A 23,174-nucleotide genomic window follows, 5' to 3' on the forward strand; every position below is an offset into this window, starting at 1 on the left:
CCTCAACTCAGCAGGAGCGCGCGCCCGGGCTCTTCGAGCACATCGGCGATGTCTTTGAGGAACCGCGCGCCCTCTGCACCGTCGACGACTCGGTGGTCGAACGACAGACTCAACGTCATCATCTGACGTAGCGCGATCTCTCCTCGGTACTCCCAGGGCTGACGTCGGATCGCTCCCACGGCCAGGATCCCCGATTGCCCCGGCGGCAGGATCGGAGTACCGGAATCGATACCGAACACCCCGATATTGGATATCGAGAACGTGCCCCCAGCCAGATCCGCAGGCGTGGTGCGCCCTGCACGAGCGGTCTCGGCGAGACTCTGCAGCGCATCAGCGAGATCGATGAGCGTCAGATCCGCGGCATCACGGATGTTCGGCACGAGGAGTCCCCGTTCTGTCGCGGCGGCGATGCCGAGATCCACGTACCCGGGGCGCACGATCTCGCCCGCGCCCTCATCCCACCGCGAGTTCAGTTCGGGTGTGCGACGCAGAGCCAGGCATACTGCTTTGGCCACGACGGCCAGCGGGCCGATGCGGTGTCCGGCGAGCGACCGATCTGCCCGGATCGACGACACCAGATCCATGGTGGCCGTGACGTCGACTGTGTGGAAGACCGTCACATGGGGCGCCGTGAACGCGCTCTCGACCATGGCCGCGGCTGTGTGCTTGCGGACACCTCGGATGGGGATGCGCACCTCCCGCGGGTCCTCCGGCAGAGGACGGGAAGCCCCGAGCCCCCCTGCTTCGGGGGGCTCCGCCGGGCGCTTCCGAGCAGATGCCGCGCGTCCGATTCGATCAACATAGGCATCGACGTCCGAGCGCGTGATGAGCCGGTCTCCGACGGACGCTGCCACGAGTGCCAGATCGATCCCGAGACTCTTCGCATGCGCCCGCACCGGAGGGGTCGACCGCGGCCTCTCGACCGTGACATCGAGGCTCGGAGAGGGTGCCGCATCGTGTGGCGCAGCCTCGAGCACGGAGACGTCACGGGCGGGCGCATCGACGCTCACGCGCCGGGCACGACGTGCGGGCCGTGCCGCCGACGTCGGAGCCGCCCCATAGCCGACGAGATTCGGTTCGCCCATCGGCTCGTCCGCCCGTGGGGGAACTGCGGTGGCGTCGTCGGCTCCGTCGACATCGAACTCGATCAACGGTGCCCCCACCGCGACGGTCTCGCCGGCCTCGGCATGCAGAGCCGCGACTGTGCCCTCATAGGGCGACGGGAGTTCGACCACCGCCTTGGCGGTCTCCACCTCGGCGAGCGTCTGATTGAGCGAGACGCTGTCGCCCGGCGCGACCAGCCACTGCACGACCTCGGCCTCAGTGAGTCCCTCGCCGAGGTCCGGAAGGCGGAATTCCGCGATCATGCGTCCACTCCCGTCAGGCTGTTGGGACGATCGAGCACACGATCCACGGCATCGAGGAGTCGATCGAGGTCGGGGAGGTGGTGCTTCTCGAGCTTCGCAGGCGGATACGGCACATCGTGCCCGGTCACACGCAACGGAGCGGACTCCAGGTACTCGAAGCATCGCTCGGTGAGACTTGCGATCACCTCCGCAGCCACTCCGGCCTCTCGCGATGCCTCGTGGGCGACGACGATGCGGCCGGTCTTGCGCACCGACGCCGCGACCGAGTCGTAGTCGACTGGTGAGAGAGAACGCAGATCGATCACCTCGATCGACACTCCCTCATCTTCTGCGGCCTGCGCCGCCTGGAGAGCAGTCGTCGTCATCGCGCCGTAGGTGATGAGCGTCACATCCGTACCAGGGCGCACGACCCGCGCGAGGCCCATGGGTGGGGCATCGGCAAGGGGCGCCTCGAGGTCGACCTCCCCCTTGTGGTGATACAGCCGCTTCGGCTCGAAGAAGATCACCGGATCGTCCGACGCGATCGCCTGGCGGAGGCTGCGATACGCGTCCTCGGGATTGGACACCGCGATCACACGCAGACCGGCCGTGTGGACGAAGTAGGCCTCCGGCGACTCGGAGTGGTGTTCGACCGCGCCGATGCCCCCCGCCCACGGGATCCGGATCGTGATCGGCATCTTCACGCGCCCCTGGGTGCGGTAGTGCAGTTTGGCGACCTGGGCGACGATCTGGTCGAACGCCGGGTACACGAACCCGTCGAACTGGATCTCGACCACGGGACGGTATCCCCGGAACGCGAGCCCCACGGCTGTGCCGACGATCCCGGATTCGGCGAGAGGGGTGTCGATCACGCGCTGCGCCCCGAACTCGTCGAGCAGCCCATCCGTGATCCGGAACACCCCGCCCAGTCGTCCGATGTCCTCTCCGAGGAGAACGACCCGATCGTCGTCCCGCATCGCCTGACGCAGTCCTGCACCGAGCGCCTTGCCGAGAGTGAGTTCAGTCATCTCACGCCTCCCCGTCGAACGACGCGAGATAGGCAGCGTAGTCCGAGCGCTGACGATCGAGACCCGAGTGGGGCTCGGCGTACACGCCGTCGAAGACGGCGAGCGGTGGGCGAGTGACCATGCCCAGGCACTGAGCGCGCATCTCTTTCGCGATGGCATCCGCCGCGGCTCGCGTGTCCTCCACGTGGTCGTCACGGAGTTCGCCCAGAGTCCGCAGATGCGCTTCGACACGCGCGATCGGGTCGAGGCGGCGCCAGGCCTCGAGCTCGTCGCTCCCGCGATACCGGGTCGGGTCGTCTGCAGTGGTGTGCGGTCCCATCCGGTAGGTGACGGCCTCGATGTATGCGGGGCCCTTGCCGGATCGCGCATGCTCCAGGGCCCATCGCATCGCGGCCATGCATGCGAGCACGTCGTTCCCGTCGACACGAAGACTGGGGATCCCGAAGCCCGGCGCTCGCCCGGAGATCGGGTACTGGGACTGGACCGAGACCGGCTCCGAGATCGCCCAGTGGTTGTTCTGGCAGACGAAGACCACGGGGGCGCGGTACGACGAGGCGAACACCATCGCCTCATTGACATCGCCCTGACTCGTCGCGCCGTCGCCGAAGTACGTGACGGCGACCTCGTCGGCCGCGTCATGCTGGATGCCCAGCGCATAGCCGACCGCGTGCAGCGTCTGCGCGCCGATGATGATCTGCAGCGGGGCCACTCGCAGCGCTGCGGGATCGTGCCCTGCGCCTTCTTCGCCTCGCCACATGCGCACGAAGTCTGCGGGCTGCGCACCACGGGCGTAGATGACGCCCGTCTCCCGATAGCTCGGGAAGACATAGTCCTGCGGCATCAACGCCCGCGCGGTTCCGATCTGAGTGGCCTCCTGGCCCTGGCACGGCGCCCAGAGCCCGAGTTGCCCCTGACGCTGAAGGGCCACACCTTCCGCATCGATACGGCGCAGGACGGTCATGTCGCGAAGGAGATCCCTCAGCATCACGGCATCGACATCGGCCACGAAGGGGTCGAGTTCGGGGTGAGGGATCCGAGTCCCATCAGGTGCCAGCATGCGCTCGGACAGATCCAGGTCCTGCGCGGTGTCGACTATCGGAGTGCTCTGCGGTGACATCGTCGTCCTCCTTGCTCGTGGATGCCCTCGTGAGGCCTCACACGCGTCCGCCGGCGTCATCGCCGGCCACTTCGAGCCTACGTCCGCTCAGCAGCTCGCTCAAGCAATGAGGGAGCCGCTGAGCATGTTGCCAAATACGTCCCTGCTCGACGCTGCTACTCTTTGGCACTATGGCCGGACTTGACCGCATCGATCTGGAATTGCTCGCCGCGCTCGCCGACGATCCGCGCATCACGATCGTCGCTCTGGCAGAGAGTCTCGGACTTTCCCGGAACACCATCCAGGCGCGGATGGCACGTCTGGAGGAGACGGGAGTGTTCCTCTCGTACGAGAGGTCGTTCTCGCCCGACGTGCTCGGGTTCCCGCTTCAGGCTTTCGTGAACATCGGTGTGCGCCAGACCGAGCTCCCGCGCATCATCAACGAACTCGCGCGGATTCCGGAGATCGTGCAGGCACATGGGCTCAGTGGGTCCGTCGATCTTCTCGCGCGCGTGGCATGTCGTGATGCGCGCCACCTCTTCGACACCGATGCGCGCATCCTCTCGGTCGACGGCGTCGAGAGGACCGAGACCTCTCTCGCGATGGGTGAGGTGATCCCGTTCCGCGTTGCCGGCCTCATGGGCGTCGCGCGACGGGAATCCTGAGGAAGCGTCGGATCGCCCCTGCGGCTTCCGCCGGGGTCTCGTAGTGGATCAGATGCCCGACGTGAGCGATCTCCACGAGAGAAGAATCGACGAAACGCGTCGCGAGCTCGCGCTCCACCTCGATCGCGGTGATGTCGTCGCGTTGCGCCGCGATGAGCAGCGTCGGCACGTCGATCATCTCGGCGACTTCGCTCACATCGTGCGACACGCTCGCCACGAACGCGTCTCGCAGCACGTCGCGATCGGCGAAACGGGAGAAGTAGGTGTCGTGCTGATCGTGGATGAAGCGCCGGAGTTCCGGATCGGAGGTCTTGGCCATCGTGATGCTCATCACTCGCACGATCAGCCGGTTTCGGAGCAGTGCCGTGCCCAGCCTTTCCGGCAGCCGAGCGCCGAGCGCGTAGTAGAGCACGGCGAGCCTGGTCATGATGCCCTTGGGGCCTTCGAGGGCCGGCGCGCCGATCGGGTTGATCAGGATCAGTCGCGGCGTCTCGAGCCCGCGGGCGACAGCAGCCGACGTGACGATCGAACCGAATGAGTGTCCGAGGATCACGGCGCCCGGCGCCACCGCAGCCGAGAATTCCGTGAGCCAGGCGACGTACTCGTCCAGGTCATATGTGCGCCCGGAGACAGGTGCCGACTCGCCGAATCCCGGCAGATCGGGCGCGATCACACGGATCTCGGGCAGAAAGGCGAGGACCGGCTCCAGGCCGTGGTGATCGCCACGAAAACCGTGCACGGCAACCACCGTCGTCGCAGCATCGGCGGGGCCGTACTCCCAGTAGGCGGTCGTGCCTCCCCGCACCTCGACCTCGCGGCGGACGACCGGCAGGCGGCTCAGGCGTTCGGCGTACGGCGAGGGCGCGGTCATCCGTCCAGTCTACGAGTGGGGCGCGGGTCTTCGCCGTGCGCCTCACCTCCGATGTCGGTGGCGGGCTCTAGCGTGAATGCATGACTGCGGTTCCCGATGCTCCCCCGTGGATCCGACGAGTGGGCGTCTTCGATCTGGAGACCACAGGAATCGACGTCGAACACGATCGCATCGTCACAGCACATGTCGGCCTGCTCGACGGCGACGGCCAGGAGATCGCTTCGAAGACCTGGCTCGTGGATCCCGGTGTCGACATCCCCGAAGGCGCGACGGCGATCCACGGGATCACGACCGAACACGCGCGTCGGAACGGCCGCGCCGCTGCCCTCGCGGTCGCCGAGATCACAGCCGCTCTGGATTCGCTTCTGTCACAGGGCGTGCCGGTGGTCGCTTACAACGCGTCGTACGACCTCTCGCTTCTCGCGCATGAGGCTCGACGTCACGGTCTCGCTCCGCTCGAGAATCCTCACCCCATCATCGATCCGCTCGTCATCGACAAGGCGTACGACCGCTATCGCCCGGGCAAGCGGACGCTCACGGTCGTGGCGTCTCTGTACGCAGTCACCCTCGACGACGCGCATGACGCCTCCGCAGACGCGGTCGCGGCGGGGCGGGTCGCACAGGAGCTCGCGCGGAGGTTCGTGTTGCCCGAGTCGCTCACCGATCTGCACACGCGTCAGGTCGGCTGGGCGCGCTCTCAAGCGGCGAGCCTGACAGAATATTTCATCAGGATCGGCCGATTGGACCCCGAAGAGCAGCTCGACGGGACATGGCCAGTACGCGCCCCTCGCGCACAAGGAGAATGACAGAGCAGATGAGGTTCCGTACTCGCGATGTGACGCGTGTCGAGACGACCTGGAAGCAGTTCGTGCCCGGGGCCGTGCTGCACGACGTGGATCCCCACCGGTTCAACTTCGACTGGCTGTCGGCAGACCTCGGCAGCGCGAGTCTCGTGCGCTACGACCTGGCTGCGTCGGTGTTGTCGACTGCGGAACCGCTGGATCAGTTTCTCGCCTGCCGAGTCGAGGGCGCAGATGCACAGGTGTGGTCCGACCGTGACGATCTCGACGCCACGCGGCCATGGATCTCCGACGGCCCCAGAGTGCACGCCCGCTGGCAGGGAGGCGCTCGAGTCACGGCGCTGATCTTCGAGCGCGATGAGCTTCAGCGGCTCGCTCAGAAGATCACCGGCCGTGACACTCTCTCACTCCATGTCTCCGAGCTGTCACCCCGCTCTGCGGAGGCAGCCGACCAATGGAATCGGATGTTCTCGTACCTCGAGCAGAGCGCGTCGAGCCTCGGACCCGACGATGCCCTGCTTCGAGCAGAGTTCGCCAGGCATGCGGGCGCGACGACGCTGTCGACGTTCTCGACATCCATGTCGCAAGACCCACATCGTCCGGTGCAGACCGCCCCTGCCCCGGCGACCGTTCGGCGAGCCCTGGCCTTCATCGCCGAGAACGCGCACCTCCCGATCACGGTCGATGACATCGCCGCGTCCGTCCACATCTCCACCAGAGGCCTCCAGTACGCATTCCGCCGCACACTCGACGCCACTCCAGCCGAATGCCTTCGCAGGGCGCGTCTCGATGGGGCACATCGAGAACTGCGTTCCGGAATGCCGACGTCCGTCGCCGCCGTCGCGCGGCGCTGGGGCTTCTCGCACCCATCGCGTTTCGCTGCTGCGTACCGCGACGCCTTCGGAGTGCTTCCTTCGGCCACTGCGGGCAGGCACCGCAGATGACATCGCACGCAGAGGATGTTCGCGTCGCGCGCGTGGCGCCCCTGCGCGGAACGATGTCGTGATCTCGAGGCCGTAGATTCCGATCATGGGTTCTCTGTACTACGGCACCTCTGAGCCGATCTCGATCGAGGATCGGGCGCTCGCACATCTCAAGGTCGTCGTCTCGACCAAGCTTCGCCGAAACGAGAGCTTCACACTCTCGTGGCAGCACCAGAGCGTGGAACAACCGGGTCGATCCACTGTCTGGCTGCACCCCTCGATCCCGCTGCGGTTCGTCTTCGACGATCCCGAGCCACCGGAATTGAGCCGACGCTGGATCGAGGAACTCGCCCACTCAGCCAATTCCAGCGGCGGCATAACCCTCGTCGCGGAGCATCTTGAGACGGCCGAGCCGCTCGGCTCGTTTCTCTCCTGAGCGCCTTCTCTGACACAGACTGCCAGCGCGGTCGAGAGAACAGGCGATGGTAGGGCGGGCGGGACTTGAACCCGCGATCGTTGGGTTATGAGCCCACTGCCTTAACCAGCTTGGCCACCGCCCCGTGATCCCAGCCTAGCGGGAGCGCGCCATGCTTCAGATCGGACGCGCCTCGGTGTGGGTCTGAACGTGCGCGAGGTAGATGGCGGCGTTGCGGATGAGCCCTGCCTGCTCCTCATCGCTCAGGGCACGGCGCACCTTCGCGGGAACACCTGCGACGAGGGACCCGTCGGGGACGGTGGTGCCCGCGAGAACCACGGCGCCGCCGGCGACGAGACATCCGGAACCGATCACGGCACCGCTGAGCACGACCGCACCCATTCCGATCAAAGAGCCTTCCCCGATCGTGCAGCCGTGGACGACAGCGTTGTGACCGATCGAGACCTTCGGGCCGATGTCCACCGGATGCTCGACATCGACGTGGATCGAGACGTTGTCCTGCACGTTGCTTCCGACGCCGATTCGAATGGACGCCGAATCACCCCGGAGAACCGCGTTGTACCAGACGCTCGACCCGGCCCCCAGGGTCACATCGCCGACGATCCGTGCCCCCTCCGCGATGAAGGCCGCGTCATCGATCGTCGGCGACACTGAGGGCAGGGCGAGAACGGATGCTCCAGATGCGATGACCATGAGGTGAGACTACCCTCACAACCCCGTTCTCCCGCGTGATTACGCGGGACTAAGCCGAGCCTTCGCTTGCTTGCGGAATGTTTCAGCCTGAGTAACGTTGTCATCATCAGGTACGAAGCACACCACTTGGAGGAGCCAAGATGAGCAAGGCACAGACCGTTTCCACCACCGCCAGCGACCCGACCGTGGCAGCCGCAGCAGCCCAGTTCCTCTCCCCCGTCGTCCTCGGTCTGCAGGCTCTGACCGTCAATGGCAAGCAGGCGCACTGGCACGTCCGCGGGGCCAACTTCGTCGGCGTTCATGAACTGCTCGACACCATCGTCGCCCACGCCGGCGACTTCGCAGACACCGCTGCGGAGCGCATCGTCGCTCTCGGCCTGCCGATCGACGCGCGCATCACCGCGGTCGCCGCCAAGGGCGGCTCCACGGTCGTTCCCGCCGGGTTCACGCAGTCCGACGAGCTCGTGCGCGCCGTCATCGCCGACATCGACGCCATCCTGATCGACACAAAGGCCGCCATCGACGGTCTCGATGAGGTCGACCTCACGAGCCAGGACGTCGCGATCGAGATCATGCGCGGACTCGAGAAGGACCGCTGGTTCCTCGTGTCGCACATCGCCGCGTAATCACCCGAGTACGACGAAGGGCACCGGGATCATCCCGGTGCCCTTCGTCGTACTCGGCGAGGTGTCAGCCGCCGAACGACAACCGCCCTGCGACCATCGTCGCCGTGACGGGCATGGCTCGGAGGTCGGCGCCGGACGCGCCGAGCGGATCGAATCCGCACAGTGCGATATCCGCCGGCTCCCCCGGTCGCAGTGCGGTTCGCACGCTCGCCTGGAGCGACTGCGCGCGGGTCATCCGCTCTTCGGGATGCCACGGCTCCCGGTCGTCGTCCGTGCGGGTGACGGCCGCCGCGATCGCCTGCCAAGGATCCAGCGGTGCGACCGGCGCATCGGACCCGAACCTCAGTTCGACCCCCGCGTCACGCAGCGCTCCGAGTGGGTAGCCGATCGACGTCTGTCCCGCCCAATGCCGGCCGACGAGATCTCTGTCGTCGAGCGCATGCTGCGGCTGCACGCTCGCGATGACGCCGAGCCGGCCGAAGCGGGCGAGATCGGAATGACGCACGAGCTGCGCGTGCTCGATCGTGCCCACCGCGCCGGACACCGTGAAGGCGTCGAGAGCCCCCGTGACGGCGCGATCCCCGATCGCGTGGACCGCCACCGCGAGACCTGACCCCGTGGCGTTCGTGAGCAGCTCGCTGAGTTCTGCGGGGGGAACCGTGAGCACGCCGAAGTTCTGCGGATCGCCGGGATAGGAGTGGGAGCAGGCGGCAGTTCTCGTACCGAGCGACCCGTCGCTGATGATCTTCAGCGGTCCCACTCGGATCAGCCCGCGCCCCGACTCGGGTGCGTCACCGGCCTCGCGCAGCTCTCCCGTCCGGAGTCCTTGACCGATGGCCCGCTGCAGATCGAACGGGTAGATCGCGAACTCGACGCGGTGGGCAGCGAACCCCGCAGCGATCCGGCGCGGCCAGGCATCCGCGTTCCATGCCATGTCGAAGTCGACGAGTCCGGTGATGCCCCGAGAGGCCGCTCGCTCCCCCGCTGCCAGGACCGCTGCGTCGCCGCGTGCGGGATCGACCGCGTTGAGCCGCCGCGAGATCTCGAAGGCATCCTGCTCACGGAGCATCCCATCAGCGCTGTCGAAGCCCTCGAGCCGCAGCGCCGCAGAGTTCAGCCAGGTGCTGTGCACATCGGCATTGATGAGATAGGTCGGCACGGTTCCGGTCGCGCCGTCGAGCAGGGCGAGCGTCGGCACATCAGGCCAGAGGGCATCGCGGAAGCCGCTGCCGACCTTGCGTCCATCGGGCAAGGGGGCAACAGCCTCCATGATCGACGCAGCCTCAGCGGCGGACGCCGCACCGCCGAGAGCGACGCGCTCGTTCGCGAGCGCCCACTGCACCGTGTGCACATGGTTGTCCCACAGTCCGGGCACAGCCCACGCACCCTGCCCGTCGAGCACCTCACCGCGCGCCGGGAGTGCCCGAGTGGGAGCGATGTCGGTGATGACTCCGTCGTCGATGAAGATGTCGACCGGCTCGTCGTCGATCAGGAACTCGCTTCCGGGGCCCGCGATCCGCACGGCCGTGATCGTGCCGATACGGCGATCGATCCCGCTCATCAGTTTCCTCCCGTACGCGCTGCCTGGGCGCGTCGCATCTCCGCAGCCAGCTCGGGCTGAGCATAGGGTCCGTCGCCCTCCAATTCGGCGATCACCGTCTCGATCGTCTCCGTCGGCTTGTTCTGGCTCAGCTTCCGCTTCGCGACCACGCGTGTCGGGGTGAGCCGGAACCCGACCGTCCCCGCGGCGAGGCGGGTGACGAACGCAGGATCGTTCGGACGTTCCCACATGCGCCGCGGCTCAGACATACGCCCTTCGAATCGCTCGACGAGTCGAGCGAGGACGGCGAGATTCTCCTCGTCACTGAGGATCTCGGGGATGCCGGACAGATGCACGGCGATGTAGTTCCAGGTCGGAACAGCCTGCACATCGCCGTACCATCCGGGCGAGATATAGCCGTGTGGTCCCTGGAAGACGACCAGCAGCTCGCGCTCTCCGAGACCGTGGATGAGGTCATCGGGGCGACCGACATGTCCCACGAGCGTGAGGTCATCGCGGGCCGCGTCGAGCAGCACCGCGTAGTGCGATGAGACGAGTCCGTCAGGCCCATCACTGACGATCGTCGCCCACGGATTTCCGTCGATGACGCGGCGTATCTCCTCGACATCAGCGAGCGTGAAGCTGGGGTTCTGACGCATCCTCCCAGCCTATGGCCGAAGCGTCACGCCTGGCAGCGAGGACACCAGTAGAGCTTGCGCGCGCCGATCTCCTCGAGCGCGATCTCCGTCCCACAGATCCGACACGGGAGACCTGCCCGGTGGTAGACCCAGTGGCGGTCGTCCCTACTCGCCATCGCTGCTCGGTAGTCATCAGGCGAGAGATCGTCCATGGTCATCATCTGACCCGTCTCGACCCCGATCGCCAACAGCCGCACCCAGTCGTGCCACAGCGCGCGCACGACATCCTCCGGCACGTCGCGCCCGGGCGTGTGGGGGTTCAACTGCTGGCGGAAGAGCATCTCGGCGCGGTACACGTTGCCGATACCGCTCACCACCGCCTGGTCCATGAGGAGAAGAGCGATCACGGTCTGCTTCTTGCGGACGGCCTGAACGAAGCGCTCCTCGTTCTCCACCGGATCGCCCACGAGCGGATCCGGGCCGAGCTTCGCCACGCTGGCGAGCATCTCTTCGGGCGTCTGCAGCACGCACGCGGTCGGCCCGCGCAGGTCAGCGGCGGTGATGTCGGTCATCAGACGCAGCCGCACCTGACCGACGACGGGAGGGGGCCACTCCAGCCCCTCGTCGGCGAGTCCCTTCGTCTGCTCGGACATGCGGACGTGCACTCGGGTGCGCCGTGGTGCGCCGATGGAGGCGAGGGAGTTCTCCCCCGCGTCATCGAGGATCGCCTCGTCGACGACAGTTCCGCGCTGATTCGTCTGCCCCATGCGTCCGTTGGCGGACGCGATCGTGGGGTCGACGAGGATCTCCCCGGCGAAGTCCCATGCACCATAGAGGCCGAGGTGCACGCGCAGCCAGAGGTCGCCCTCCGCTTCGAGGAACATCTGCTTCCCGACCGCCTGAACGCTGATCGCCTCTCGGCCGTCGAGGACGGCCGAGCCCTCGGCGAATCGTCCCTGCGGACTCGACGCGCTCACCGTCTTGCCGACGAAGTTCCGCTCGAACTGACGAGCGATGCGGTGTACGGAATGCCCCTCGGGCATGTCAGGCCCGCGGATCCGGCAGGAGCGACCCGTCGCGCTCGAAGTCCGCGATCTGACCGATGCGACGGACGTGGCGCTCGTCCTGCGAGAACGGTGTCGCGATGAAGGTGTCGATGAGCGAGACCACCTCCTCGAACGTATGCTGGCGAGCGCCGATCGAGATCACGTTGGCGTCGTTGTGCTCCCGCGCGAGCTCGGCCGTCGAGGTGTTCCACACCAGTGCGGCGCGGATGCCCTCGACCTTGTTCGCTGCGATCTGCTCGCCGTTTCCCGAACCGCCGAACACGACACCGAGCGCGTCGACGCCGCCGCGCTGATCGACGACCACGGCCTGCGCCGCGCGGATGCAGAAGGCCGGGTAGTCGTCGAGCGCGTCGTAGGCCACGGGACCGTGATCGACGACCTCGTGACCGGCGCTGCGAAGGTGATCCTGCAACTGCGTCGAGAAGTCGAGACCGGCGTGATCGGTGGCGATGTGGATGCGCATGGCATCCATCCTAGAAGCGCTGAGGGTCAGCGGGTGATCACGGGGCGACGCCGGCAGCGGCCGGCTTGAACCCGGCGCGCACGTTCTCGCAGCATCCGGGCCGGCACACGTCGAACGCGCCGGGCAACGGTGTCACGTGAGGGCGCTCCTCGTTGGGGCGTCCTTCGAGCCGCTCGACGATCAGATCGACGATCCCGGTGACGAAGGACGGAGCGACTCCGGGCGTCGGCGTTCTCGTGAACGCCAGGCCGGCTTCCTCCGCCGCTTCCGCCGCTTCGGTGTCGAGGTCCCAGAGAACCTCCATGTGATCGCTCATGAATCCGACCGGAACGACGGCCACCGCCTTGCGTCCGCGAGCGGGCAGCTCCCCGATCACGTCGCAGACGTCCGGATCCAGCCACGGCTGCGAAGCGGGGCCGGAGCGGGACTGGTAGACGAGCTCCCACGAGACGTCGGCCGCTGCGGGGATGCTCTCTCGCACGCGATCCATCACCCAGGCGGCCACGGCGAGGTGCTGTGCCGCGTACGCGCCGCCCTCTCCCCACTCGATATCCCGAGCGCCCGATCGTTCGGCGTCAGCCGTCGGGATGCTGTGGGTGGAGAACAGGATCTGGATCTCCGGCGCCGCGATGCCCTGGTCGAGGAACTGTTCGACAGCTTCGCGCACTCCCGTCTCGAATGACTCGACGAAGCCGGGGTGGTCGTAGAAGGGGCGGATCTTGTCGATCGTGACCGTATCGCCGAGCTTCGTCTCCTCGAGCACGCGAGCGAAATCCTCGCGGTACTGACGGCAGCTCGAGAACGAGCTGTAGGCGCTCGTCGCGAAGGCGAGCAGTGTGGTTCGTCCATCCGCAGCCGCCTCGGTCACGACCTCTTCGAGGTACGGGCTCCAGTTGCGGTTTCCCCAGTACACCGGCAGGTCGATTCCTCGACGAGCGAGCTCGGCCTCCAGTGCCTCCTTGAGGACCCGGTTCTGGCCGTTGATCGGACTCACTCCCCCGAAGTGGCGGTAGTGGTGCGCGACCTCCTCGAGGCGCTCGTCGGGGATGCCGCGCCCTCGCGTGACGTTGCGGAGGAAGGGGATGACATCGTCCTGTCCCTCTGGTCCACCGAACCCGGCCAGGAGGATTCCGTCGTAGGTCGTCGGGGTCGTCACATAGGGCACGCCTGCGGCAGCGGCGGGAGAGGCAAAGAGGACGGTGTTCGGCTCGATCGCGGTCACCCTTCCATCCTCGCACCTTCCGAGAGTGGGACAGGCCGTCGCCCTGGCGTAGGCTGTCATGGTTGCCGTGGGCGCCAACTGCGCTGGGTTGCGGCAGCATCCCCTCACCCCTGGGAGTAAAGCTGTGCCTGGAGAGAATCTCACCCGCCTCGAAGCGCAGGAGCGCCGCGATGTCATCGATACCCAGTCGTACGAGGTCTCGCTCGATCTGACCAAGGGCGCGGAGGTCTTCGGCTCCCGCAGTGTCGTGCGATTCACCGCGACGCCCGACGGGTCCACCTTCATCGACCTGATCGCGCGCGAGGTTCGCGAGATCTCGCTCAACGGCGAGCAGCTCGACCCCGATGAGGTGTTCGCCGATTCGCGGATCACCCTGTCGGGCCTGCAGGCCGAGAACGTTCTCGTCGTCGACGCGGACTGCCTGTACACGAACACCGGCGAGGGCCTGCACAGGTTCGTCGACCCGGTCGACGGCGAGGTGTACCTGTACTCGCAGTTCGAGGTTCCCGACTCACGTCGCGTCTTCGCCGTGTTCGAGCAGCCCGACCTGAAGGCGACGTTCCAGTTCACGGTGACGGCACCGGCATCGTGGAAGGTCGTCTCCAACTCCCCCACCCCCGAGCCCATCGTCCACGACGACGACACGGTGGCCACGTGGGGTTTCGAGGCCACCCCGCGAATCTCCTCGTACATCACGGCGCTGGTCGCCGGTCCCTACGAGTCGACGTTCTCCGAACTCACCAGCTCCACCGGACGCGTGGTTCCGCTCGGCGTCTACGGCCGCAGGAGCCTCTGGCAGCACCTCGACGCCGACTACATCTTCGAGAAGACGCGGCAGGGCTTCGAGTACTACGAGTCGAAGTTCGGCGTCCCGTACCCGTTCGCCAAGTACGACCAGCTCTTCGTTCCCGAGTTCAATGCGGGCGCGATGGAGAACGCAGGCGCGGTGACGTTCACCGAGACCTATGTGTTCCGCAGCAAGGTGACCGACGCCGTCAAGGAGCGTCGCGTCGTCACGATCCTGCACGAGCTCGCGCACATGTGGTTCGGTGACCTGGTCACCATGAAGTGGTGGAACGACCTCTGGCTGAACGAATCGTTCGCCGAGTGGGCATCCACGATCGCCACAGCCGAGGCCACCGAGTGGACCGAGGCGTGGACGACGTTCAACGCGATGGAGAAGACCTGGGCGTACCGCCAGGACCAACTGCCGTCGACGCACCCGATCACCGCGGTGATCAACGACCTCGAGGACGTACAGGTCAACTTCGACGGCATCACCTACGCGAAGGGCGGCTCGGTCCTCAAGCAGCTCGCCGCGTGGGTGGGCATCGAGGAGTTCTTCGCGGGCGTCTCGCAGTACTTCCAGAAGCACTCGTGGGGAAACACCGAGCTGAGCGACCTGCTTGTCGAGCTCGAGGCGACGAGCGGCCGCGACCTCAGCACCTGGTCGAAGAAGTGGCTCGAGACCGCCGGCGTCAACACGCTGGAGCCGGTCATCGCCGAGGACTCCGACGGAACGATCTCGCGCTTCGCCGTCACCCAGACGGCACCCGCCGACTATCCGACGATCCGTCCGCACCGTCTGGGCATCGGGTTCTACAACCTCACCGACGGTGCGCTCGTGCGCAGTCACTACGCCGAGGTCGACGTCGATGGCGACCGCACCGAGGTTCCGCAGCTGCACGGACACAAGCGCCCCGACCTCGTGCTGCTCAACGACAACGACCTCGCCTACGCGAAGATCCGCCTCGACGAGCGCTCCCTCGCGACCGCGATCGCGCACCTCGCCGACATCAGCGATCCGCTTGCACGCTCCCTCGTCTGGGGTGCCGCGTGGGACCAGACCCGTGATGCCGAGACACCGGCATCCGCCTACATCGATCTGGTGCTCGGCAACATCGGTCGCGAGACCGAGTCGACGACTGTGCGCACCACGCTCGCACAGCTGCGCACCGCCGCGACCCTGTACGTCGCGCCCGCCGATCGCCTCGCCGCTCGCCAGAAGATCGCGGACGGCCTCTGGTCACTCGCCGAGGCCGCGGAATCGGGCAGCGACAGCCAGCTGCAGTTCGTGACCGCCTTCGCGAACGCGCTGGTCACCCCGGATCACGCCGGCGTCGTCGGCCGACTGCGTGCGGGAGAAGAGACGCTTCCCGGGCTCGAGATCGACGCTGACCTGAACTGGCAGTTGCTCGTCGGCCTCGCCACGATCGGTGCGACGGATGCAGCCACGATCGATGCCGCTCTCGCCGCGGACAATACCGCCAAGGGCGGGGAATTCGCAGCCCAGGCACGAGCTGCACTGCCCGATGTCGCGTCGAAGAGGGCTGCCTGGTCGTCTCTGATCGAGCGGGATGACGCGCCCAACACGATCGTGCGCTCTGCGGCGCTCGGATTCGTGCACCCCGCAGGAGCCGACGCGCTGCGTGAGTTCGTGCCGTCGTACTTCGACATGCTGATTCCGATCTGGGAGTCGCGGACCTACCAGATCGCGCAGTATCTGATCGTCGGACTGTTCCCGACGGCGCTCGCCGACCTGGAGCTCCGCGACGCGACACGCTCCTGGCTCGCGTCGAACCAGGACGCTGCTCCCGCGCTGCGTCGCCTGGTGCTCGAGAACCTCGCCGACGTCGAGCGTGCTCTCGCCGCGCAGGTGCGCGACTCCGAGGACTGAGACGGCGCTGGCGATCTGGCCTCTGCACGGTGCGTCCAGCCCGTGCAGAGGCCAGATCGCTACTCTGGAGGGGATGATCATGCTCCCGCTCACAGCTCCTGATGCTCCCGCCGAAATCCCCGTGTGGTGGGCGGACTTCCTCAGTGTCCTCGGCGTCGTCGGGCTGCGAGCTCTCCACGTCGCCATCATCATCGCCACATGCGTGATCATCGCGCTCGTGCTGCGTGTCGTGATCCGGCGGGTCGTGCATCGCATCGTCGACTCGGCGAAGAGCAAGGCAGACGTCGACGACACACAGGCGCTGGAGCGCTCGCCCCTCGCCGACATGCGGCTCGTTCAGCGCACCCGCACCCTGGGAACGATCCTCCAGAACATCGTCAATGTGATGCTCGTCGTCATCGCCGTCGTGCTGATCGTGAATGCGCTGGACAACAGCCTGCTCGGGTCTCTGACGCTGCTGACCGCAGCCGTCGGCGCCGGTCTCGGTTTCGGCGCACAGAACATCGTCAAAGACGTGCTGAACGGCATGTTCATCGTCGCAGAGGATCAGATCGGCATCGGCGACGTCGTCGATCTCGGTCTCGCCTCGGGCGTGGTCGAGTACGTCAGCGTGCGGATCACTCAGGTGCGCGACGTGAACGGCACCCTCTGGTACGTCCGCAACGGCGAGGTGCTCCGCATCGGCAACATGTCGCAGGGATGGGCGAGGGCCATCATCGACCTCGGCGTACCCGTCGATGCCGACCTCGAGAAGGTCGAGCAGATCATGCTCGAGACCGCCCAGGGAATCGCAAAGGACCCCAAGTGGCGCACGCGAATCATCGAGAAGCCCGAGTTGTGGGGCCTTGAATCGGTGAACGGCGATGCACTGGTCGTGCGGCTCGTGATCAAGGCGCGTGCGAACGCCAAGGACGACGTCGCCCAGGAGCTGCGCAAGCGTCTGCGGGCTGCGATGCTCGAGAACGAGATCGCGTTCCCGAGCATGACGACCGTCGTACCGACCGGACTCGACGGCGCTCGCCGGGTTCGAGGCGCGAACCCGCCCAGAACTCGACCCAACGCGGTGACGGGTGTGCCCGTGATCCCTGATCGCGGGATATGGCGCCGCAAGAAGCCGAACAGTGACGGGAGCACCCAGAAATGACGTTCTACGACGAGGTCGGCGGCCGCGAGACCTTCGCGAAGATCGTCTCGGTGTTCTACCGCGAGGTCGCGCTCGATCCGGTGCTGAAGCCGATGTACCCCGAAGATGACTTGGGTCCGGCGGAGGAACGCCTGCTGATGTTCCTCGAGCAGTATTGGGGCGGCCCCACGACCTACGGCGAGACGCGCGGGCATCCGCGCTTGCGCATGCGTCACATGCCGTTCCATGTCGATCCCGACGCGCGCGACAGGTGGCTGCGTCATATGCGAACGGCCGTGGACGAGGCCCGGTTGTCGCCCCTCCACGAATCGACGCTATGGGACTACCTGGAGCGCGCCGCATATGCCATGGTGAACACATTCGAGCCGTCCGGCATCGGCGCCACCGCCGCCGGACGCCCCACGCTCGAGACCCGGTCGAGTCAGGAATCAGCGGAGAAGCCATGACGAAGAAGCCCCTGTCAACAGACGTCCTGGTCATCGGATGGGGGCTCGCCGGTCTCGTCGCCGCGAGCGAGGCGCTCGATGCAGGCAAACGCGTCATCGTGATCGACCAGGAACCGCGAACCAACCTCGGCGGCCAGGCATGGTGGTCGTTCGGCGGCCTTTTCCTGATCGACTCCCCCGAGCAGCGACGCATGGGCATCCGCGATTCGCATGCCCTCGCCTCGCAGGACTGGTTCGGGAACGCCGCATTCGATCGCCCTGAAGATCACTGGCCGCGCCGCTGGGCCGAGGTGTACCTCGAATTCGCCGCGGGCGAGAAGCGGGCGTGGCTGCGCGAACGAGGCGTGAGCTTCTTCCCGGTCGTCGGCTGGGCCGAACGAGGCGGCTACGGCGCTCTGGGCCCGGGCAATTCCGTCCCGAGGTTCCACATCGCCTGGGGTACCGGTCCCGGAGTGGTGGCGCCGTTCATCGCCGCTGTCGAGCAGGGCGAACGCGAAGGCCATCTCACGGTTCTCCCCCGTCACAGGGTGACCGAGCTCATCACGACAGACGGTGCCGTGACCGGTGCACGCGGCTCGATCCTGGCATCGACACCTGCCGCCCGGGGAGTCGAGACGTCACGCGAGATCATCGGAGACTTCGAGATCGCGGCGACTGCGACCATCGTGAGCTCCGGCGGTATCGGCGGCAACCACGATCTCGTCCGCGCGGCATGGCCCGAGCGTCTCGGCACGCCGCCCACGAAAATGCTCACGGGGGTGCCGGCGTACGTCGATGGCTCGATGCAGGCGGTGACACAGACGGCGGGAGCACGCCTCATCAATGGCGACCGCATGTGGCACTACGTCGAGGGGATCACGAACTGGGACCCGGTGTGGCCGTCGCATGGCATCCGCATCCTTCCCGGCCCGTCGTCGCTCTGGCTCGATGCCACCGGTACCCGATTGCCCGGCCCTCTCTTCCCCGGCTTCGACACGCTCGGAACCCTGGCCCACTTGCGTAAGACGGGTCATGACCATTCATGGTTCATCACCTCGCGACAGATCGTCGAGAAGGAGTTCGCGCTGTCAGGCAGCGAGCAGAATCCTGATCTGACCGGCAAGGACCTGAGCCTGCTGCTGAAGTCGCGTCTGGCCAAGGGACCGACCGGCCCCGTGCAGTCGTTCCTCGATGAAGGCGCCGATTTCATCGTCGAGAACGATCTCGAGTCGCTCTTGGAGCAGATGCGCCGCCACTCGGGTGGTGAGCTCCTCGACATCGACCACGTGCGCCGAGAGGTCGTGGCCCGTGATCTCGAGATCGAGAACGATTTCACCAAAGACGCGCAGATCGGGATGCTTCGGTCGATGCGGGCTTACCGCGGCGACAAGCTGATACGCACGGCCTCACCGCATCGTCTGCAGGATCCCAGCGCGGGTCCGATGATCGCCGTGAAGCTGCATGTCCTCACCCGGAAGTCGCTCGGTGGCATCAACACCGACCTCGACGGTCGGGCGCTCGGCCCGGATGGCGAGCCGATCGTCGGCTTGTTCGCTGCCGGCGAGGCGAGCGGCTTCGGTGGCGGAGGCGTACACGGATACCGAGCTCTCGAAGGGACGTTCTTGGGCGGGTGCCTGTTCTCCGGCCGTCAGGCCGGCCGCGCGGCGGCTCTCTGACGGGCCGTCACTCGCCGGCGCCGGAACCGGTGCCGCGAACGGCCGTGAGCCCGGTCGCGACGGGACCGCGCGACAACACATGTCCTCGTCGAAATGCCAGACGGGTCCATCTGCCGGATCGAGTGACCGGAACCTGTTCTTCTCCGGAGATGAAGCCGAAAGCGTCGGCGGCGAAGGCCACACCGCGCGGTAGAGCGTCGAGGTCCTCATCCGCCTCACCCCAGATGGCCGCTCGCAGTGCTCGAACCGCCTCTTCGCCGGAGCCGGGTGTCGCGCCGCGCGCCACAGCGCTGATACCCCACTGCGCGCGCTGGGCGATGAACGATGCCGCGATGCTCGATGTCGCCTGCCACTGCCCCCGCGGGGGCGCGACACCGGCCCAAGCGGGCGACAGTCCGGTCTCCGGCAACGTGAGTACGCGATCGTCGTCAGTGGCGGCGAGGGACGCGACCACGACATCGCATTCGAGCTCCGGGTCGACACGCACGATTCGCATCGCCAACACCGTGGGCGTCTGATCGAAGAGGCCATGCGGGGCGAGTGCCGCTGCGGTCAGAGCGAGTACTCCGTCTGCGGCCTGGAGGCGAACACCTTCGTCGGAGATGCGTGCCGCCCGTCCGACGAACGTCAGGACGTCTCTGGCGGTGTCGGAGTCGGCGAGAAGGAGCTGGTGCGGCACACCCTCTAAACTATCAAGGCCGTAGCGACCGCAGTCGCGGGAAGGACATCATGGCCGTCGACGAACACGCGATCCGCACCGTGGAACAGCTCTTGGCGGTGTTGGACCTCGACTCGACACAGGCCAGGACGACAGAGGACATCTTCACGGGAGCTTCGCATCCGATGCCCTCCGGCCGCATCTACGGCGGCCAGGTTCTCGCTCAGAGCCTGCTCGCGGCGGAGCGCACCCTGCCGGAAGACCGGGCGGTGCACTCGATGCACGGGTACTTCCTGCGTCCGGGCGATGCGAGCCAGGGACTCACCATCGCGGTCGACCGCATCCATGACGGCAGGTCGTTCTCGACGCGACGCTCGCAGGCGTATCAGAACGGCGTGCCGATCTTCTCGATGATCGCGTCGTTCCAGGATGACGATCCCGGAGTCGAGCACGCCGTGGCGATTCCCGAGGGGGTACCGACTCCCGATTCCCTGCTGCCTGACGAGCAGCGGGTGCAGGGGCTTCCGCCGGGGGCCGCGCGCATGCTCAGCGACCGTGCTGCAGATGTGCGCCACATCGCCAGTCCCCTGTTTCTGCCGAGTGACGACGCTCGCGTGCCCCACCAGGGTGTCTGGATGAGGATGCGCGCGCCTCTCCCCGACGACCAGCGCATCCACAGGGCCGCTCTCGCATACCTCAGCGACATGACCATTCAGGAATCGATCCTCCGAGCGCACGGTCTCCACTGGTCGCTGACCGGGCTCAAGGTCGCGAGCCTCGACCACGCGATGTGGTGGCACCGACCCGCTCGAGTGGATGAGTGGCTCCTGTACATGCAGGAGTCCCCCAACGCTCGCGGGGGGCGAGGCCTCGCTCAGGGCCGGATCTTCTCGCACTCCGGCGAACTCGTCGCGTCCGTAGCGCAGGAGATCATGGTCAGGGTACCGACGACGGACTGATGCGGTGAGCCTCGCTCAGCGGTGCGCGTACTCGATCGAGGGGCCGACGAACGGTTCCCAGGCGTCGCGCATCTCCTGAGTGAGCCTGGTCGGGCGCCCGGTGGCGGCGTCGACGAGCACGATGATCGCCGTCGACCGTGCATAGATCGTTCGCGGTTCGGCTTCGGGGTCGTTGTGCACCTCGTAGCAGACCTCGACACTGGAGCCGCCGAGCTTGCCGAACCACATCTGCACTTCGAGCGGACGCCGCTGGTACGGCACCGGTGCGAGGTACTCGATCTCCTGACGAGCGATGAGCGTGAGCACGCCCTCGTCGATGCCGGGGTCGAGCACAGCCGTCGACGGCGCCCGCTCACCGGGACCCGCTCGCCAGAATGCGCGCACGCGCGCCTCCTCGAGCAGCTTCAGCATCGAGGTGTTGTTGACGTGGTTGAACGCATCCAGATCGCCCCAGCGCAGGTGGATCGGGATGTGCAGGCGGGTGCCCGGTGTCGGGTCTGTCATCGACGGGTCAGTCGCGCGTGAGCTTGCGGTGCGTCGAGCGGTGCGGCTTGGCCGCGTCGGCGCCGAGACGCTGGATCTTGTTCTCCTCGTAGGCCTCGAAGTTGCCCTCGAACCAGTACCACTGGGCGGGCTTGTCGTCGGTGCCCTCGTAAGCGAGGATGTGCGTCGCGATGCGGTCGAGGAACCACCGGTCGTGGGTGATGACCACGGCGCAGCCGGGGAACTCGAGCAGCGCGTTCTCGAGGGAGCTCAGCGTCTCGACGTCCAGGTCGTTCGTCGGCTCGTCGAGGAGCAGCAGGTTGCCACCCTCCTTCAGCGTGAGGGCGAGGTTCAGTCGGTTGCGCTCACCACCCGAGAGCACGCCGGCCTTCTTCTGCTGGTCGGGGCCCTTGAATCCGAACTTCGAGACGTACGCACGAGACGGGATCTCGGTCTTCCCGACCGTGATGAAGTCGAGTCCGTCGGAGACCACCTCCCACAGAGTCTTGTCGGGGTCGATGTTCGAGCGCGACTGGTCGACGTAGCTGATCTTGACGGTCTCACCGATCTTGAGGTCGCCACCGTCGAGCGGCTCGAGACCCACGATCGTCTTGAACAGCGTGGTCTTTCCCACACCGTTCGGACCGATCACGCCGACGATGCCGTTCGGCGGCAGGTTGAAGCTGAGCCCGTCGATGAGTGCGCGGCCATCGAAGCCCTTCTGCAGCTTCTTCGCATCGATGACGATGCTGCCGAGTCGGGGACCTGCAGGAATCGAAATCTCCTCGAAGTCCAGCTTCCGAGTCCGCTCCGCCTCCGTCGCCATCTCCTCGTAGCGGGCCAGACGCGCCTTGGACTTCGTCTGACGACCCTTCGCACTCGATCGAACCCACTCGAGCTCCTCCTTGAGGCGCTTGGCGAGCTTGGCGTCTTTCTTGCCCTGGATCTCGAGGCGTTCGCCCTTCTTCTCCAGGTAGGTCGAGTAGTTGCCCTCGTAGCCGATCAGACGACCGCGGTCGACCTCGGCGATCCACTCGGCGACATGGTCGAGGAAGTACCGGTCGTGCGTGATCGCGATGACGGCACCCTTGTACGCCTGCAGGTGCTGCTCGAGCCAGAGAACACTCTCGGCGTCGAGGTGGTTGGTGGGCTCGTCGAGGAGCAGCAGGTCGGGCTTCTGCAGAAGCAGCTTCGCGAGTGCCACACGACGCTTCTCGCCACCGGAGAGAGGCGCGATCGCCGCGTCTCCCGGCGGGGTGCGCAGTGCGTCCATCGCCTGCTCGAGCTGAGAGTCGAGATCCCAGCCGTCCGCCGCGTCGATCTCTTCCTGCAGAGTGCCCATCTCGGCGAGCAGCGAATCGAAATCAGCGTCCGGATCGGCCATGAGCATCGAGATCTCGTTGAAACGGTCGACCTTCGCCTTGATCGCGATGCCGTCCTGGACGTTCTCGAGAACCGTCTTCGTCTCGTCGAGCTCGGGTTCCTGCATGAGGATCCCGACGGTGAATCCGGGCGTGAGCTTCGCTTCGCCGTTCGACGGGGTGTCGAGTCCTGCCATGATCTTCAGGATCGTCGACTTACCGGCGCCGTTCGGACCGACCATGCCGATCTTCGCGCCGGGGAGGAACGACATCGTCACGTCGTCGAGGATGAGCTTGTCACCCACCGCCTTACGCGCACGGACCATCGAGTAGATGTACTCAGCCACCGAAAAGACTCCTTCTGTTGGCGTCGAGGA

23 protein-coding genes and 1 tRNA gene are annotated in these 23,174 nt (G+C 66.5%); 10 read left to right on the forward strand and 14 right to left on the reverse strand.

Going from position 1 to position 23,174, the window contains the following annotated elements; genetic code table 11:
- Window positions 1–2 precede the first annotated feature (2 nt).
- The 3 genes from ACZZZN_RS07085 to pdhA are packed head-to-tail and all read right to left on the reverse strand — an operon-like array spanning window position 3 to window position 3,491.
- Window positions 3–1,367 (reverse strand): dihydrolipoamide acetyltransferase family protein, encoded by a 1,365-nt coding sequence (locus ACZZZN_RS07085; RefSeq protein ID WP_463504467.1) that lies wholly within the window; start codon window positions 1,365–1,367, stop codon window positions 3–5.
- A complete protein-coding gene (locus ACZZZN_RS07090; RefSeq protein WP_463504468.1) occupies window positions 1,364–2,374 on the reverse strand; it encodes an alpha-ketoacid dehydrogenase subunit beta in 1,011 nt (336 codons plus the stop codon). The genes ACZZZN_RS07085 and ACZZZN_RS07090 overlap by 4 nt, the downstream gene beginning before the upstream one ends.
- A 1-nt stretch (window position 2,375) precedes the next feature.
- Window positions 2,376–3,491: a pyruvate dehydrogenase (acetyl-transferring) E1 component subunit alpha gene (pdhA, locus tag ACZZZN_RS07095; protein WP_463504469.1), complete on the reverse strand. Its 1,116-nt coding sequence runs from the start codon at window positions 3,489–3,491 to the stop codon at window positions 2,376–2,378.
- Window positions 3,492–3,661: 170 nt separating this feature from the next.
- On the opposite strand from pdhA, the gene ACZZZN_RS07100 reads away from it, so the two are divergent.
- On the forward strand, window positions 3,662–4,135 hold the full coding sequence (locus ACZZZN_RS07100; protein WP_463504470.1) for an Lrp/AsnC family transcriptional regulator: 474 nt from the start codon (window positions 3,662–3,664) through the stop codon (window positions 4,133–4,135).
- On the opposite strand, the gene ACZZZN_RS07105 is transcribed toward ACZZZN_RS07100, so the two are convergent.
- The gene (locus ACZZZN_RS07105) at window positions 4,107–5,006 is read right to left on the reverse strand and encodes an alpha/beta fold hydrolase (protein WP_463504471.1); all 900 of its coding nucleotides are present in this window, start codon (window positions 5,004–5,006) and stop codon (window positions 4,107–4,109) included. The genes ACZZZN_RS07100 and ACZZZN_RS07105 overlap by 29 nt on opposite strands.
- An 80-nt stretch (window positions 5,007–5,086) precedes the next feature.
- Here ACZZZN_RS07105 and ACZZZN_RS07110 point away from each other — a divergent pair, with 80 nt between their 5' ends.
- The 3 genes from ACZZZN_RS07110 (at window position 5,087) to ACZZZN_RS07120 (ending at window position 7,165) form a co-directional block, all read left to right on the forward strand.
- Window positions 5,087–5,812 (forward strand): exonuclease domain-containing protein, encoded by a 726-nt coding sequence (locus tag ACZZZN_RS07110; protein ID WP_463504472.1) that lies wholly within the window; start codon window positions 5,087–5,089, stop codon window positions 5,810–5,812.
- A complete protein-coding gene (locus ACZZZN_RS07115) occupies window positions 5,809–6,750 on the forward strand; it encodes a helix-turn-helix transcriptional regulator (protein ID WP_463504473.1) in 942 nt (313 codons plus the stop codon). Before ACZZZN_RS07110 ends, ACZZZN_RS07115 begins: the two co-directional genes overlap by 4 nt.
- Window positions 6,751–6,835: 85 nt before the next feature.
- Window positions 6,836–7,165: a DUF7882 family protein gene (locus ACZZZN_RS07120; protein WP_463504474.1), complete on the forward strand. Its 330-nt coding sequence runs from the start codon at window positions 6,836–6,838 to the stop codon at window positions 7,163–7,165.
- Between the two features lie 47 nt (window positions 7,166–7,212).
- Here the strand turns inward: ACZZZN_RS07120 and ACZZZN_RS07125 are convergent.
- Together ACZZZN_RS07125 and ACZZZN_RS07130 are read right to left on the reverse strand one after the other, a co-directional pair.
- Window positions 7,213–7,289 (reverse strand) — tRNA-Ile (locus ACZZZN_RS07125).
- Window positions 7,290–7,321: 32 nt separating this feature from the next.
- The gene (locus ACZZZN_RS07130) at window positions 7,322–7,858 is read right to left on the reverse strand and encodes a gamma carbonic anhydrase family protein (protein WP_463504475.1); all 537 of its coding nucleotides are present in this window, start codon (window positions 7,856–7,858) and stop codon (window positions 7,322–7,324) included.
- 140 nt (window positions 7,859–7,998) lie between these two features.
- Between ACZZZN_RS07130 and ACZZZN_RS07135 the strand changes: the two genes are divergently transcribed.
- Window positions 7,999–8,484, forward strand: a complete 486-nt coding sequence (locus ACZZZN_RS07135) for a Dps family protein (RefSeq protein WP_463504476.1) — start codon at window positions 7,999–8,001, stop codon at window positions 8,482–8,484.
- Window positions 8,485–8,548: 64 nt separating this feature from the next.
- On the opposite strand, the gene ACZZZN_RS07140 is transcribed toward ACZZZN_RS07135, so the two are convergent.
- From ACZZZN_RS07140 to ACZZZN_RS07160, 5 genes are read right to left on the reverse strand one after another with little or no spacing between them, the layout of a single operon-like run.
- A complete protein-coding gene (locus ACZZZN_RS07140) occupies window positions 8,549–10,045 on the reverse strand; it encodes an amidohydrolase (RefSeq protein ID WP_463504477.1) in 1,497 nt (498 codons plus the stop codon).
- Window positions 10,045–10,683: an FMN-binding negative transcriptional regulator gene (locus tag ACZZZN_RS07145; RefSeq protein WP_463504478.1), complete on the reverse strand. Its 639-nt coding sequence runs from the start codon at window positions 10,681–10,683 to the stop codon at window positions 10,045–10,047. The genes ACZZZN_RS07140 and ACZZZN_RS07145 overlap by 1 nt, the downstream gene beginning before the upstream one ends.
- 23 nt (window positions 10,684–10,706) lie before the next feature.
- On the reverse strand, window positions 10,707–11,705 hold the full coding sequence (locus ACZZZN_RS07150; RefSeq protein ID WP_463504479.1) for an Fpg/Nei family DNA glycosylase: 999 nt from the start codon (window positions 11,703–11,705) through the stop codon (window positions 10,707–10,709).
- Window position 11,706: 1 nt separating this feature from the next.
- Window positions 11,707–12,192 (reverse strand): ribose-5-phosphate isomerase, encoded by a 486-nt coding sequence (locus ACZZZN_RS07155; protein WP_463504480.1) that lies wholly within the window; start codon window positions 12,190–12,192, stop codon window positions 11,707–11,709.
- A 37-nt stretch (window positions 12,193–12,229) separates the two neighbouring features.
- Complete coding sequence (locus ACZZZN_RS07160; RefSeq protein ID WP_463504481.1) at window positions 12,230–13,414, reverse strand: ferrochelatase; 1,185 nt, start codon at window positions 13,412–13,414, stop codon at window positions 12,230–12,232.
- Window positions 13,415–13,538: 124 nt separating this feature from the next.
- Between ACZZZN_RS07160 and pepN the strand changes: the two genes are divergently transcribed.
- From pepN to ACZZZN_RS07180, 4 genes are all read left to right on the forward strand, one after another.
- On the forward strand, window positions 13,539–16,091 hold the full coding sequence (gene pepN / locus ACZZZN_RS07165; protein ID WP_463504482.1) for an aminopeptidase N: 2,553 nt from the start codon (window positions 13,539–13,541) through the stop codon (window positions 16,089–16,091).
- 79 nt (window positions 16,092–16,170) lie between these two features.
- Window positions 16,171–17,235 carry a mechanosensitive ion channel family protein gene (locus ACZZZN_RS07170; protein ID WP_463504483.1) on the forward strand — a complete coding sequence of 355 codons (1,065 nt, stop codon included), beginning with the start codon at window positions 16,171–16,173 and terminating at the stop codon, window positions 17,233–17,235.
- Window positions 17,232–17,681, forward strand: a complete 450-nt coding sequence (locus tag ACZZZN_RS07175; protein WP_463504484.1) for a globin — start codon at window positions 17,232–17,234, stop codon at window positions 17,679–17,681. The genes ACZZZN_RS07170 and ACZZZN_RS07175 overlap by 4 nt, the downstream gene beginning before the upstream one ends.
- Entirely contained in the window at window positions 17,678–19,336 is a 1,659-nt protein-coding gene (locus tag ACZZZN_RS07180; RefSeq protein WP_463504485.1) for an FAD-binding dehydrogenase, read from the forward strand. The genes ACZZZN_RS07175 and ACZZZN_RS07180 overlap by 4 nt, the downstream gene beginning before the upstream one ends.
- Window positions 19,337–19,343: 7 nt before the next feature.
- On the opposite strand, the gene ACZZZN_RS07185 is transcribed toward ACZZZN_RS07180, so the two are convergent.
- Window positions 19,344–20,015: a hypothetical protein gene (locus ACZZZN_RS07185; RefSeq protein ID WP_463504486.1), complete on the reverse strand. Its 672-nt coding sequence runs from the start codon at window positions 20,013–20,015 to the stop codon at window positions 19,344–19,346.
- A 50-nt stretch (window positions 20,016–20,065) separates the two neighbouring features.
- Here ACZZZN_RS07185 and ACZZZN_RS07190 point away from each other — a divergent pair, with 50 nt between their 5' ends.
- Window positions 20,066–20,953 carry an acyl-CoA thioesterase gene (locus ACZZZN_RS07190; RefSeq protein ID WP_463504487.1) on the forward strand — a complete coding sequence of 296 codons (888 nt, stop codon included), beginning with the start codon at window positions 20,066–20,068 and terminating at the stop codon, window positions 20,951–20,953.
- 15 nt (window positions 20,954–20,968) lie between these two features.
- Here ACZZZN_RS07190 and ACZZZN_RS07195 read toward each other — a convergent pair whose 3' ends face one another.
- Window positions 20,969–21,457 (reverse strand): acyl-CoA thioesterase, encoded by a 489-nt coding sequence (locus ACZZZN_RS07195; protein ID WP_463504488.1) that lies wholly within the window; start codon window positions 21,455–21,457, stop codon window positions 20,969–20,971.
- A 7-nt stretch (window positions 21,458–21,464) separates the two neighbouring features.
- Window positions 21,465–23,144: an energy-dependent translational throttle protein EttA gene (ettA, locus tag ACZZZN_RS07200; RefSeq protein WP_463504489.1), complete on the reverse strand. Its 1,680-nt coding sequence runs from the start codon at window positions 23,142–23,144 to the stop codon at window positions 21,465–21,467.
- Between the last annotated feature and the right edge of the window lie 30 nt (window positions 23,145–23,174).

It is taken from the genome of Microbacterium sp. AC145, assembly GCF_979258505.1.

Coding starts and splice junctions, on each gene's coding strand:
- ACZZZN_RS07085 (WP_463504467.1), bottom strand. CDS start 1,367: ATGATCGCGGAATTCCGCCTTCCGGACCTCGGCGAGGGACTCACTGAG.
- ACZZZN_RS07090 (WP_463504468.1), bottom strand. CDS start 2,374: ATGACTGAACTCACTCTCGGCAAGGCGCTCGGTGCAGGACTGCGTCAG.
- pdhA (WP_463504469.1), bottom strand. CDS start 3,491: ATGTCACCGCAGAGCACTCCGATAGTCGACACCGCGCAGGACCTGGAT.
- ACZZZN_RS07100 (WP_463504470.1), top strand. CDS start 3,662: ATGGCCGGACTTGACCGCATCGATCTGGAATTGCTCGCCGCGCTCGCC.
- ACZZZN_RS07105 (WP_463504471.1), bottom strand. CDS start 5,006: ATGACCGCGCCCTCGCCGTACGCCGAACGCCTGAGCCGCCTGCCGGTC.
- ACZZZN_RS07110 (WP_463504472.1), top strand. CDS start 5,087: ATGACTGCGGTTCCCGATGCTCCCCCGTGGATCCGACGAGTGGGCGTC.
- ACZZZN_RS07115 (WP_463504473.1), top strand. CDS start 5,809: ATGACAGAGCAGATGAGGTTCCGTACTCGCGATGTGACGCGTGTCGAG.
- ACZZZN_RS07120 (WP_463504474.1), top strand. CDS start 6,836: ATGGGTTCTCTGTACTACGGCACCTCTGAGCCGATCTCGATCGAGGAT.
- ACZZZN_RS07130 (WP_463504475.1), bottom strand. CDS start 7,858: ATGGTCATCGCATCTGGAGCATCCGTTCTCGCCCTGCCCTCAGTGTCG.
- ACZZZN_RS07135 (WP_463504476.1), top strand. CDS start 7,999: ATGAGCAAGGCACAGACCGTTTCCACCACCGCCAGCGACCCGACCGTG.
- ACZZZN_RS07140 (WP_463504477.1), bottom strand. CDS start 10,045: ATGAGCGGGATCGATCGCCGTATCGGCACGATCACGGCCGTGCGGATC.
- ACZZZN_RS07145 (WP_463504478.1), bottom strand. CDS start 10,683: ATGCGTCAGAACCCCAGCTTCACGCTCGCTGATGTCGAGGAGATACGC.
- ACZZZN_RS07150 (WP_463504479.1), bottom strand. CDS start 11,705: ATGCCCGAGGGGCATTCCGTACACCGCATCGCTCGTCAGTTCGAGCGG.
- ACZZZN_RS07155 (WP_463504480.1), bottom strand. CDS start 12,192: ATGCGCATCCACATCGCCACCGATCACGCCGGTCTCGACTTCTCGACG.
- ACZZZN_RS07170 (WP_463504483.1), top strand. CDS start 16,171: ATGCTCCCGCTCACAGCTCCTGATGCTCCCGCCGAAATCCCCGTGTGG.
- ACZZZN_RS07175 (WP_463504484.1), top strand. CDS start 17,232: ATGACGTTCTACGACGAGGTCGGCGGCCGCGAGACCTTCGCGAAGATC.
- ACZZZN_RS07180 (WP_463504485.1), top strand. CDS start 17,678: ATGACGAAGAAGCCCCTGTCAACAGACGTCCTGGTCATCGGATGGGGG.
- ACZZZN_RS07190 (WP_463504487.1), top strand. CDS start 20,066: ATGGCCGTCGACGAACACGCGATCCGCACCGTGGAACAGCTCTTGGCG.
- ACZZZN_RS07195 (WP_463504488.1), bottom strand. CDS start 21,457: ATGACAGACCCGACACCGGGCACCCGCCTGCACATCCCGATCCACCTG.